Origin of the sequence: Winogradskyella sp., from assembly GCF_016744625.1 — a bacterium.
Lineage (GTDB): Bacteria > Bacteroidota > Bacteroidia > Flavobacteriales > Flavobacteriaceae > Winogradskyella.
The window spans coordinates 1-11,797 of sequence record NZ_JADGDZ010000100.1 but is presented as its reverse complement, the minus strand read 5'-3'; the positions used below and the strand labels follow the sequence as shown (position 1 = coordinate 11,797).

The 11,797-nt window shown below is 32.1% G+C and carries 12 protein-coding genes; 2 read left to right on the top strand and 10 right to left on the bottom strand.

Translation table 11 applies throughout. The features are described from left to right. On the top strand, positions 1–859 hold an 859-nt coding region (locus QZZ53_RS15115), incomplete at its 5' end, for a hypothetical protein (protein ID WP_296386217.1). A 25-nt stretch (positions 860–884) separates the two neighbouring features. Here QZZ53_RS15115 and QZZ53_RS15110 read toward each other — a convergent pair. From QZZ53_RS15110 to QZZ53_RS15070, 9 genes are all read right to left on the bottom strand, one after another. Further along, positions 885–2,300 (bottom strand): M20/M25/M40 family metallo-hydrolase, encoded by a 1,416-nt coding sequence (locus QZZ53_RS15110; protein WP_296386215.1) that lies wholly within the window; start codon positions 2,298–2,300, stop codon positions 885–887. Between the two features lie 7 nt (positions 2,301–2,307). After that, on the bottom strand, positions 2,308–3,186 hold the full coding sequence (locus QZZ53_RS15105) for a PPK2 family polyphosphate kinase (RefSeq protein WP_296386214.1): 879 nt from the start codon (positions 3,184–3,186) through the stop codon (positions 2,308–2,310). 6 nt (positions 3,187–3,192) lie between these two features. Then, positions 3,193–4,356: a sigma-54 dependent transcriptional regulator gene (locus tag QZZ53_RS15100; protein ID WP_296386212.1), complete on the bottom strand. Its 1,164-nt coding sequence runs from the start codon at positions 4,354–4,356 to the stop codon at positions 3,193–3,195. 2 nt (positions 4,357–4,358) lie between these two features. Next, positions 4,359–5,249 (bottom strand): DUF6268 family outer membrane beta-barrel protein, encoded by an 891-nt coding sequence (locus QZZ53_RS15095; RefSeq protein ID WP_296386210.1) that lies wholly within the window; start codon positions 5,247–5,249, stop codon positions 4,359–4,361. 9 nt (positions 5,250–5,258) lie between these two features. Further along, positions 5,259–6,134, bottom strand: coding sequence for a mechanosensitive ion channel domain-containing protein (locus tag QZZ53_RS15090; protein ID WP_296386208.1), 876 nt, complete (start codon positions 6,132–6,134; stop codon positions 5,259–5,261). Positions 6,135–6,137: 3 nt separating this feature from the next. Then, positions 6,138–7,451 (bottom strand): ABC transporter permease, encoded by a 1,314-nt coding sequence (locus QZZ53_RS15085; RefSeq protein WP_296386205.1) that lies wholly within the window; start codon positions 7,449–7,451, stop codon positions 6,138–6,140. A gap of 2 nt (positions 7,452–7,453) precedes the next feature. Continuing rightward, complete coding sequence (locus QZZ53_RS15080; protein WP_296386202.1) at positions 7,454–8,380, bottom strand: ATP-binding cassette domain-containing protein; 927 nt, start codon at positions 8,378–8,380, stop codon at positions 7,454–7,456. A 234-nt stretch (positions 8,381–8,614) separates the two neighbouring features. Further along, positions 8,615–9,733 carry a molecular chaperone DnaJ gene (gene dnaJ, locus QZZ53_RS15075; protein ID WP_296386200.1) on the bottom strand — a complete coding sequence of 373 codons (1,119 nt, stop codon included), beginning with the start codon at positions 9,731–9,733 and terminating at the stop codon, positions 8,615–8,617. A 9-nt stretch (positions 9,734–9,742) separates the two neighbouring features. Further along, on the bottom strand, positions 9,743–10,288 hold the full coding sequence (locus QZZ53_RS15070; RefSeq protein ID WP_296386198.1) for a nucleotide exchange factor GrpE: 546 nt from the start codon (positions 10,286–10,288) through the stop codon (positions 9,743–9,745). A gap of 165 nt (positions 10,289–10,453) precedes the next feature. On the opposite strand from QZZ53_RS15070, the gene QZZ53_RS15065 reads away from it, so the two are divergent. Further along, positions 10,454–11,104 carry a YceI family protein gene (locus tag QZZ53_RS15065; protein ID WP_296386196.1) on the top strand — a complete coding sequence of 217 codons (651 nt, stop codon included), beginning with the start codon at positions 10,454–10,456 and terminating at the stop codon, positions 11,102–11,104. A gap of 173 nt (positions 11,105–11,277) precedes the next feature. Here QZZ53_RS15065 and QZZ53_RS15060 read toward each other — a convergent pair whose 3' ends face one another. Further along, on the bottom strand, positions 11,278–11,697 hold the full coding sequence (locus tag QZZ53_RS15060) for a LuxR C-terminal-related transcriptional regulator (protein ID WP_296386194.1): 420 nt from the start codon (positions 11,695–11,697) through the stop codon (positions 11,278–11,280). Positions 11,698–11,797: the final 100 nt, after the last annotated feature.

Sequence of the window (11,797 nt, the reverse complement as noted above, 5' to 3'; positions counted from 1 at the left end):
GAATGATGGAGTAATTAAAGCTTTCAATTTTAAATTAGATATTCCATTAAACAATAAATCTGCACTTGCTATAACCTTAAAAAGCTTTTTATTAACTGGAGGAAACTCTCCATTTACATTTTTTACAAATGATAAATTTATCGAAGACTTCCATGATAAAATAGCTGGTGGTGAAGATCCTTTTGACAGAAAATTATATCCTTATAACGAAGCACGTATAAGATACAAAGATCGCAATGATAACGTAATGGACATTAATAAGGGAGATTTTATTTTTAGTGGAATTGAAGCTGCCTATTATTATTACCCTGAATTGAAAAAACTAAATAAAAAGAATTATTATCTAAACTTTGGTAGTCATTTAGGAATTAACACCTCAAAGTTTAACCAATCCGTTGATGTTGGTTTAAGTGCAAATCTCACTAAGTCATTTCAATTAAATGGTCTAAAAAAAATAAATGCAGGTTTGAGCTTAGGAGGTGTTTATAGAAAACTTTTTAAATTTAATAGTGAACCTATTGATTTAGGAACAAATAATAACATAGGCTATCTAGAAAGCATTATAGAATATAAATACCAATCAAAAGGTGGCACAACACATGCCTTTGGCATGGATTTTTATGTTCAGACTAGTTTAAATAAAAAGAAAGAGTTTGATTATATCATTCCTACAAAAAATGGCACATCTTTAAAAAGCTGGAATTCTGGTATAAGTAATTTATACGGTAATAATAATTACTGGACACTTATGTATGCATTTGGTAAAAAGAATACTATTAAATTATATTTACAACAAGACTTCACTGTTAATAACCATCCAGATATTCAGACTGGTATGAGCTATACAATCGCTTTGTAAAATAATAAACCTTGTTAGCTAACTTCTAGTCTTTAATTTTTGCTGATTGTGGTATTGTATTAACACCATACTTGTCCATTAAAAACACCAAAGCTGTCATAGTTGCAGCACCTAACTCTAATTCGCGCTTATTAACATGTTCAAACGTGTCATTTGCAGCATGATGATGATCAAAATAGCGTTGCGAATCTGGTCGTAAACCTGCCAATACTATGTCATCATTTTTTAATGGCCCAATATCAGCACCACTTCCACCCTTTTCAAAATAATGAATTAAGTAAGGTTTAAAAAGGGGCTTCCAGTTTTCAATTTTCGAAAACATTATATCACTACAGTCAAAACTAAAACCTCTAGGTGTAAATCCGCCAGCATCACTCTCTAAAGCAAATACATGCTTTTCGTTTTTTTCCTTAGCAACTTCGGCATATTTTCTCCCTCCTCGTAAACCGTTTTCCTCATTCATAAATAAAACAACACGAATGCTTCGTTTTGGTTTTAACCCACTCTCTTTTAACAAGCGTAAAACATCCATAGATTGTACAACACCTGCTCCATCATCATGTGCTCCATCTCCTAAATCCCATGAATCTAAATGACCACCAACTATCATATACTCATTAGGAAATTCGCTTCCTGTTATTTCTCCTATGACATTATAGGATTGTACATCGTCATATTGCTTACAATTTTGCTTAAAGTAAAACTGAAGCATTTTATTTTGTTTTAAAGCCTTGCTCAACACATTAGCATCATTGGTACTTATAGCTGCAGAAGGTATACGCTGCTCAACTGGCAAATCACCATAACTCATGCTACCAGTATGCGGATAATCGTCTTGGCGTAAATTCATAGAACGTACAATAACACCAACAGCTCCAAATTTAGCAGCTTCCATTGCACCAGCATAACGCTGATTTACACAACCACCATAAGCACTAAACGTAGTAATTAAATCTGTTTGCATTGGCCTATTGTAAAATACAATCTTCCCTTTAATTTTCTCTGTTCCTAAAGTCGTTAATTCCTCGAAATTTTGAACCTCAATAACATTTGCTGATAAGCCATCTTTTGCAGTAGCAATAGAACCACCTAAAGCGCAAATATTAACTTCGTTTGTAATACCCGAAACTTCAAAAAAGGCCCTTTCTTTTTCACCGCGTTCCCATTTTGGAACCATTACAGGTTGTAACCACACTTTATCTAAACCTAGTTTTTCGAGTTCTACTTTGGTGTATTGCACAGCCAACTCTGCGTTTTTAGAACCAGACAAACGTCCACCAATTTCATTAGACAAATGATCTAACCAATCATAACTTTTTCCATTGGTTAGTGAAGTAGTATATATTGTCTTTAAAACATCTTCATCCGATTGACTATTAACATCGAAAGTCCACACTAATGCAATAACAGTTAAAGTAAATATTAAAAATTTAGGTTTCATATTTAGATTATTCATTTTCAAGTTCTTGTTTATACAAATTAATATTTGCTTTCTCTTTTGCTGGCAATTCTGGTTCTTTAATGTTAGAATATGTACTCAGTGTATCGTAAAGAATTTTGGCTACTAAATAACGTGCTACAGGTTTATCGTCTGCAGGAATATTGTACCAAAGTGCATGAGGTTTAGAACTTCTATTTAAAACTTCTTCATAGCATTCTTGATATTTATCCCAAAGTTTTCGTTCTTTTAAATCTCCTGACGAAAATTTCCAATTTTTCTCTTCTTTTCTTAGACGTCTTAATAATCTAAATTTCTGTTCGTCTTTAGAGAGATTCAAGAAAAACTTAAAAATAAGGGTTCCGTTTTCTGCTATATGTTTTTCAAAATTATTAATTTGCTCATAACGTTTATCCCAAAAGGCGTCATCTATTTTCGATACATCATCTATTCCTGGAATGTTTTCTCCCATTATGTAATAAGGATGTACACGTGTTACCAATACATTTTCATAATGTGTTCTATTAAAAACTCCAAACTTTCCACGAGCTGGTAATGCAATATAATGTCTCCATAAATAATCGTGTTTTAACTCTAATTCGGTTGGTACTTTAAAGCTATGTACTTCTACACCTCTAACATTAAAATCCTTAAACACTTCTCTAATCAAACTGTCTTTCCCAGAAGTATCCATTCCTTGCAAACAGATTAAAACAGAATACTTACCATGTGCATACAAGGTGTCTTGTAGTTTTCCTAGTTGTCTACGAACAGACTTTAATTCTTCTTTAATAGTGTCTTCATCTGCCAATACACTAAGTTTTGTTGGCTGATCTTTAAGACTAATTTTTGAAGTGATTTTAAAGTCTTCAATATTGAAATTATCCATAATCAATTATTTTGAAGCAAAAGCTTTGACATCACTTTCACTAACTTCGCTTCCACCTAATATGATAAGACGTTCTACAACATTTCTTAATTCACGAATGTTACCTGTCCAATCATAATTCTGAAGCAGTTTTATTGCCTTACTTGAAAATGATTTTTTAGCATTGCCTTGTGCACTTGCAATTTTATCAGTAAAATAATTGATAAGCAATGGAATATCTTCTCGCCTATCATTTAAAGCAGGAACTTCTATTAAAATCACAGCTAATCTGTGGTATAAATCCTCTCTAAATTTACCATCTGCAATTTCCTTCTTTAGATTTTTGTTCGTTGCTGCGACTACTCTTACATTTACTTTGATATCCTTATCACTACCAACACGTTGTATGCGACTTTCTTGTAAAGCACGTAAAACTTTAGCTTGAGCTGATAAACTCATATCACCAATTTCATCTAAGAAAATGGTTCCTCCATTAGCCGCTTCAAATTTACCTGCTCTATCTTTTGCAGCAGATGTAAAGGCTCCTTTAACATGACCAAACAATTCACTTTCTATTAATTCTGAAGGAATTGCTGCACAATTCACTTCTATCATTGGTCCTTTGCAACGTTCACTCTTCTGATGTAACCAATGTGCTACGAGCTCTTTTCCTGTTCCGTTTGGACCTGTAATTAAAACACGTGCATCTGTTGGCGCAACCTTATCAATCATATCCTTGATACGCTCTATACCATCACTCTCACCTATCATCTCGTAGTTCTTGCTAACTTTCTTTTTTAGTCTTTTGTTTTCAACAACAAGTTCTTTGCTATCTAAAGCGATACGAACCGTATTTAAAAGTCGGTTTAAATCTGGTGGCTTAGAAATATAATCAAAAGCGCCTAAACGCATTGTATTTACAGCAGTGTCTAAATCACCATGACCAGAAATCATTACCATGGGTATTTCTGGTTTTATCTTTTTAGCTGCTTCAAGTACCTCAACACCATCCATTTTTGGCATTTTAATATCACAAAGCACTAGGTCATAATCGTCTTTTTTAATTTTTTCAATTCCAACTAATCCATCTTCTGCTTCTTCAACTTGATATGTATCGTTTTCTTCAGAAAGTATTTTCACTAATACTCTGCGGATAGCCGCTTCATCTTCTATTATTAATATTTTTGGCATAATTATATTTTAAATTTTAATCCGCTCCTAAAATATAAAGCGTTTACATCGTTTAACTTAAAAACTTCGTCTCTATTTTGGTTTCTCAGTACATTATTCAATCTAAAAGTGTACCCAAGATAAGAATAAGCTACTAAATGTTTTGTAAAACAATATTCGTACCCAAATCCTCCAATAACAACAGAAAGCGAAATATTATTTACAATCCGCTCATTAACTAACATTGGTTTTTGAATATTTGCAAAGTAACCATCTAAACCAGCAAATACTTGTAACATACTCTTTTCATTAAAAAAGTATTTTAGATTAGATTTTGGCACACCTACACTAAACGACCATTTGTTATTAACGCGTCTGTAATAACTAACAAATGGGAGCGGAAAAGGTACACCAGCTGTTGTATTATATGTAAGTCCTAAGACCAAACGATAAGGCTTCTCAATATCTTTAGCATTAGTTCTATCCTTAATAGCAAAAACTCCTCCATTTAAAAATATGTCGTCTGAGGTCAGTTTGTTAGTTAATGTAGAAGCTATTCTAGGATTCACTTTTAGTCCTAAACGCCAATTCTCACTAGTCTTAAAGGTATAACCTAAACTTAAGTCTATTATGTTTAAACCTTTTAAATTGTTTGGATTAAATGGATAATTATCTTCTAAATTCAATATTATTCTGTTGTACTCTGCTCCAATGATTAAGTAATCCTTATCCTTAATTTTAATAGGATAATTAACTAAAGCTCTTAGTCTGATATAATGATCATCTGAATTACTACTAGGAATAAATGAATACTCTAAACGAGCTAAATCTGTAAGTTGTGCTTCTGCAAAATGAATACAACATACCAAAACCATTGTTAGGATTGTATTACATTTTGAAAAGCTTAAAATCATAAAAACATTCTATTTTTGAATAATATGCACATCGCGTTGAGGAAATGGAATTGTAATATTATATTCTCTAAAGAGTTTATCAATTTCAAAACGAATATCACTTTTTGGAAATTGAGCTTTAAAACTATCTGCTAATGTAAAAATGAGTTTAAAATTCAATGAACTATCACCGAAATTCGTAAATACTACCACTGGCTCTGGTGATGATATTACATCAGGATGTGTACTTGCTGTTTGTAATAATAATTTTCGTACCAACTCAACATCACTTCCATAGGCAACACTAACTTCAACGCTCTCTCTAGTTTTAGTTCCGTTTTGGGTCCAATTATAAAGTGAGTTGGTTAAATATAAATGATTTGGAATTACTAGTACTTTATTATCTATTGTTACCGCTCTAGTGGTTCTTAGTTTAATCTCTTCAACACGACCTACTTTTCCTTCAATTTCAATAATATCACCTACATGAACCGTTTGGTCAACTAAGATAAATATTCCAGAAATAATATCTTGAAATAAAGTTTGTAATGCCAAACCAACACCTATGAGAAGTGCAGCAGAAGCAGCAAAAACTGCTGTAACATTTACACCTACACTGTGCAAAGTAACCAGTAAAATAACTATATAAATAAGCCATCTAAAATAGCCATAGACAACATTAAACTTAGTCTTTTCTTGCTTTGGAAGATTTCTTGTTATAAGCCTAAAAAACAATCTTAATATTAACGTAGTAATGAAAATTACGCTAATTACAACTAAAATATCAAAAATTGAAATACTGATATCTTTCCCAAAATCCATGTGTTTACCTAGAAATTCCTTAGTAGAGTCCCATGCATCACTTTTGGTAATAGATTCTTCAATATGTTCTAATTCTTGAATCATCAGTTAATATTTCAACCACTTAAATAACTCTTTATAGGTTGGTTTTTTACCATACATTAAAATACCCACTCTATAGATCTTAGCCGCAAACCAAACAGCAAATATAAAGGTGCCTATTAAAAGTAATAAAGACAATCCTTGTTGCCATAATGGAACACCAAAAGGAATACGCATTAACATTACAACTGGTGATGTGAATGGAATGAATGAAAATATTGTTGAAACTGTACCATGTGGATCTTCAATAACCGTAAATACTCCAACATAAACGGCTAAAATTAATGGCATTAAAATCGGCAACATAAATTGCTGTGTATCAGTTTCGTTATCAACTGCTGCACCTATAGCTGCATATAAAGAACTATACAATAAATAACCTCCTATAAAGAAAAATATAAAGGCTACTACAAGATTAGCGATAGGTAAATTACTTATTGCAGTAATTAGGTTTTCTGCCATGGCTTGTGCTCCTTGTGCTTGTATAGCTTGGTTCATTATCTCTTGTTGAGGAGTTGATGCTTGTGTTAAATCAATTCCGAAAATTGCAGAAACAATAAACATTAAAACTCCACCTAAAACTACCCAAATAGCAAATTGAGTAACACCAGCAAGAGACGTTCCTATAATTTTACCCATCATAAGTTGAATAGGTTTCACAGAAGAAATAATAACTTCTATAATTCTACTTGTCTTTTCTTCAATGACACTTCGCATTATCATATTACCATAAATGATGATAAACATAAATAATAAATAACCTGCAATACCACCAAAAGCGAGCTTAACTATGTTATCTATTTTAGAGCTTTTCTCACCATCAAAACTCTCTTGAGCAATATCTATGCTTGTTTTAGATGCTTCAATTTGAGCAAGTGTAACACCATCTTTCTGAAGTTTCTTTTCTCGCAAACGCTTTTCAATCTTTCGTTCTAAACCAGAAATAATAGATAGTGATGGAGATTCTTCAGAATAAAACTTTACATTTTTAGAAAAAGCATCGAGGGAATCTACAGCTGAAATATGTAATAAGCCATAATCTTCTTTCTCCTTTACCAATGCAATAGCATCTTCTAAATCCAATCCATTTAGGTTGGTATAATTGGTATTCTCTGTATTCTGAAAAACATCTTTTAAATAGCCTGTCTCGTCTAATACAGAAATAGTACGTTGCTTATCATTGTTTAATTGCGACAAATATGAAACAACGGCTATAAGTGCAATCATTATTAATGGGCTCAAAAATGTCATTACAATGAATGACTTATTCTTAACCTTAGTTAAGTATTCTCGTTTTATAATGAGTGGTAAATGATTCATGCTTAATTGTTTTTTACAGTTTGAATAAAAATATCGCTCGCTGAAGGAATAACTTCTACAAAATGATGCACCTCAGCTTTAGCAGTTAAAAACGAAAGCAAATCATTTGGAGAGGTGTTATCTCCTATTTTAATATTCAACTTAATATCATCATTTAAATTTCTGAAGGTTGCAGGAAGCACTTCAAATGTATTCTGAATTTCAGATAACACTTTATCTTTATTCGTAGATTCTAAACCAACCTCAAAGGTATTGGTCTTGTATTGACGCTTAATATCATTCAATTTCCCGTCTAAAACCTTGTTTGATTTATGAATCAATGCAATATGATCACAAAGTTCTTCAACAGATTCCATACGATGAGTCGAAAAAATCACAGTCGCCCCTTCTTCTCGTAATTGTAATATTTCATCTTTAATTAAGTTGGCATTTATAGGATCGAAACCAGAAAATGGCTCATCAAAAATCAATAATTTTGGTTTATGCAAAACCGTAACCACAAATTGTATTTTTTGTGCCTGACCTTTACTTAGTTCTTGAATTTTCTTATTCCACCAGTCACCAATCTCTAACTTATCGAACCAATATTTCAATCTGCTTTTTGCTTCAGACTTACTTAAACCTTTTAATTGAGCTAAATACAAACATTGCTCACCAACTTTCATTGACTTGTAAAGTCCTCTTTCCTCAGGTAAATAACCAATATCTCTAATATGTTCTGGTTTTAGATTCTGACCATCTAGCAGTACAGAACCTTCATCTGGCATAGTAATTTGATTAATGATACGAATTAGTGTAGTTTTTCCTGCACCATTTGGACCAAGGAGTCCAAATATACTGCCTTTAGGCACAGCAATAGATACTTGATTTAGCGCTCTAAAATCCCCAAAGTTCTTTGACACGGAATTGGCAACTAATAAGTCATTCATATATAACTAGATTTTTATAGTAGGGTTAGCATGTAAATATATTAAATGTTATAGAGTTTTAAAGAAAAAATAATACACTAATTATAAAGGTTAGAGCCAATAATTCTATAAAAAACAAAACCCACCCTTATGGTTAGACAAGGATGGGAAAAAATTGCTATGAAAAAGAAAAATTACCGCTAATTAGCATTAGCGATAACTCAAAGATAATATTTTTTCTTAAACAGAAGCTTTTTATGAAAACATATCTTTTACTTTTTCAAAAAAAGATTTATCCGAACTTTCTGGTTTAGGCTCAAAGTGTTCGTCTTCTTTCATACTTTCGAAAAAATCTTTCTGTTTTTTACTCAAAGTCTTTGGCGTCCATACATTTACATGCACAAGTAAGTCTCCTTTACCGTAACCATTAATACTAGGAATACCTTTACCTCTAAGTCTTAATATTTTGCCAGACTGTACACCTGCTTCTATTTTAATTCTCACCTTTCCGGTAACGGCATCTATTTCTTTCGAAGTCCCTAAAACAGCATCAGGTAAACTTACATACATGTCGTAATGCAAATTATCACCTTCACGTTTTAAAGTTGGATGATCCTCTTCTTGTATGGCTACTAATAAATCACCAGCAATACCATTTCCTGGTGCATCATTCCCTTTACTAGTTACTTTTAATTGCATACCATCAACAACACCTGCAGGTATCTTAACCATTACAGTTTCTTCTGCGACTTTTAACCCTTGAGCATCAGCATCTGATGGTTTTTTATCAATAGTCTGACCAGCTCCACCACATGTTGGACATGCAGCAGACGTTTGCATACGCCCTAAAATAGTATTTGTAACTCTAGTCACTTGACCAGCACCATTACATGTACCGCAAGTCTTATACGTTGTTCCTGGTGCTTGGATTTTACGTTTTACTTTTATTTTCTTCTCTACTCCATTAGCAACCTCCTCTAGTGTTAATTTTACACGAATACGCAAATTGCTTCCTTTAACAACACGTTGTCTGCTACCTCCACCGAAGCCACTGAATCCACCTCCACCTCCAAAGCCTCCACCGAAAATGTCGCCAAATTGACTGAAGATATCATCCATATTCATACCTCCACCACCAAAACCACCTCCACCTTCAAAGGCTTGATGACCAAATTGGTCGTAACGTGCTTTTTTATCAGTATCACTTAATACTTCGTAAGCTTCTGCTGCTTTTTTAAATTTTTCTTCAGCCTCAGTATTATCTGGATTTTTATCTGGATGATACTTTAAAGCCATCTTGCGATAAGCTTTTTTTATCTCAGCATCAGAAGCACCTTTGCTTATGCCTAATATGTCGTAATAATCTTCTTTCATATTCTTCTATTATTGTCCTATAACCACTTTAGGAAAACGAATAACTTTATCTCCTAGCTTATAACCGCGCTCAACTACATCTATAATTTTTCCTTTTAAATCTTCACTTGGAGCAGGAATTTGAGTTATAGCCTCATGATCGTCTGCATTAAATACATCACCTTGTTTTACTTCTATTTTAGATAAGCCTTTTTGCTCTAAGGTCGTAACCAATTTATTATAAATTAACAACACTCCTTTACGTAATTCTTCAGCTTCCTTATCGTCTTCTATATGCAATAAAGCGCGTTCAAAATCATCTAAAACTGGCAACATAGACACCATAACATCTTGGCTTGCTGTTTTAAATAATTCGATGCGTTCTTTAGTCGTTCGCTTTTTATAATTTTCGAACTCCGCGAATAAACGCATAAATTTATCTTTCTCAGCAGCCAATTGATCTTGTAATTGCTCTTCTGCAGATTTTGACTCTTTTTGCTCAGCTTCTACAGTAGAAGTTGTATTGTCTTCAACTTGTGGCTCTTCCACTCCTTTATTTTTATTTTTTTTACTCATTTTGAGTGCTTTTTTTAATCTTAAATTTTAAATCTTCGATTTAGAGATGGCAAAAGTACTGCCATTATTATAAAAATGTCAAAATGTCATTAACATTTTTTTATAATACTTTCTACTACTAATCCTTAACTTTGCAGACTTAAAACAAAAACAAAAAACACTTACATGAAAACATCATTTTTAAAAATTTTCGCTGTAGTAGCCTTAATTTCATTTACAAACTGTAATAATAAAGCTAAAGAAGTTGAAACAACAAAAGCAGAAGAAGCTGCTGTAGCAAAAGTTACTGCTGTAACATATAAAGCCAATACAGAAAAATCTATGATTGAATGGAAAGGCTTTAAGCCAACTGGTTCTCATAATGGTACAATCGGCATTAATCAAGGAACTGTTAATATTAATGATGGAGTTATTGAAAATGGAAACTTTATTATAGACATGAATAGTATTGTAAACACTGATATTCCTGCTGAAGAAGAAGGTAACGCAAAAATAGTTGGGCATTTAAAAAGTGCTGACTTTTTTGATGTTGAAAAATTTCCGAAAGCTAAATTTGAAGTTACTGGTATCGAAACCACTGAAGGAAAAACAATGCTTTCTGGTAACTTAACATTAAAGGATACTACTAACAATATTAGTTTCCCTGTATCAACAGAAGTGAAAGACGGTATGATGACTTTAACTAGTGAAATTTTTACTATTGACCGTTCTAAATGGAATGTACAATACGGATCTAAATCGTTTTTTGATAATTTAGGTGATAAATTTATCAATGATGATATTGAATTGAAAGTTACTTTAGTAGCTAGTAAATAAGGTTCAATTAGAATAATAGATAAGAAAGAGCTGTCATTTTTTGACGGCTCTTTTTGTATCATATATTTTTAGAGACGTTTATTGTTTACACTAAATTTTAATAACAGTGCATTAACTATTAAAAGGATCGCTAGTACTATCATATTGATTTGTTTATTATATCATCGGATAATTTAAGATTTGTCATCACTAATATTTTTCTGATATTGTAAATTAAATAGTAATGCAATCGTAAATAAGTTATCACTACCATTTAGCTTAAGTTTTTTTCGAATATTTTTCCGATGTGTTTCTATTGTTGATTTACTTAGATTGAGTTTATTAGCAATACTAACACTTTTTAAGCCCTCACCTATGAGTATTAATACCTGTTTTTCGCGTTTTGTTAAGTTTCCTTTATTCTGAATTTCTGTATGATTAAGCATTCTTAAAGATTGAATTAAACCTTCTATAAAATGCTTATTACTGTATAAAGATTTTGTAGCATTTAATACTGCAATAAACTCGTTGTAATTAAGCGATTTAGAATCAACTCTGAGTTTAATAATTAATTGTAATAATTGAAACTCGGCAGTTTTAGATGATTTTTTCATGCAAGAAAAATAGGTTTTGTATTAAAAAACAAGCTGGGTTCTTATGACGATTACGGTGACTATTATGAAGTTGGTGATGGTTGTGAGATTGTAGCAATAA

Excerpts from the sequence above, each read along its gene's own strand:
- QZZ53_RS15065 (WP_296386196.1), top strand. The coding sequence starts at position 10,454 with ATGAAAACATCATTTTTAAAAATTTTCGCTGTAGTAGCCTTAATTTCA.
- QZZ53_RS15110 (WP_296386215.1), bottom strand. The coding sequence starts at position 2,300 with ATGAAACCTAAATTTTTAATATTTACTTTAACTGTTATTGCATTAGTG.
- QZZ53_RS15085 (WP_296386205.1), bottom strand. The coding sequence starts at position 7,451 with ATGAATCATTTACCACTCATTATAAAACGAGAATACTTAACTAAGGTT.
- QZZ53_RS15080 (WP_296386202.1), bottom strand. The coding sequence starts at position 8,380 with ATGAATGACTTATTAGTTGCCAATTCCGTGTCAAAGAACTTTGGGGAT.
- QZZ53_RS15105 (WP_296386214.1), bottom strand. The coding sequence starts at position 3,186 with ATGGATAATTTCAATATTGAAGACTTTAAAATCACTTCAAAAATTAGT.
- dnaJ (WP_296386200.1), bottom strand. The coding sequence starts at position 9,733 with ATGAAAGAAGATTATTACGACATATTAGGCATAAGCAAAGGTGCTTCT.
- QZZ53_RS15060 (WP_296386194.1), bottom strand. The coding sequence starts at position 11,697 with ATGAAAAAATCATCTAAAACTGCCGAGTTTCAATTATTACAATTAATT.
- QZZ53_RS15100 (WP_296386212.1), bottom strand. The coding sequence starts at position 4,356 with ATGCCAAAAATATTAATAATAGAAGATGAAGCGGCTATCCGCAGAGTA.
- QZZ53_RS15070 (WP_296386198.1), bottom strand. The coding sequence starts at position 10,288 with ATGAGTAAAAAAAATAAAAATAAAGGAGTGGAAGAGCCACAAGTTGAA.
- QZZ53_RS15095 (WP_296386210.1), bottom strand. The coding sequence starts at position 5,249 with ATGATTTTAAGCTTTTCAAAATGTAATACAATCCTAACAATGGTTTTG.
- QZZ53_RS15090 (WP_296386208.1), bottom strand. The coding sequence starts at position 6,134 with ATGATTCAAGAATTAGAACATATTGAAGAATCTATTACCAAAAGTGAT.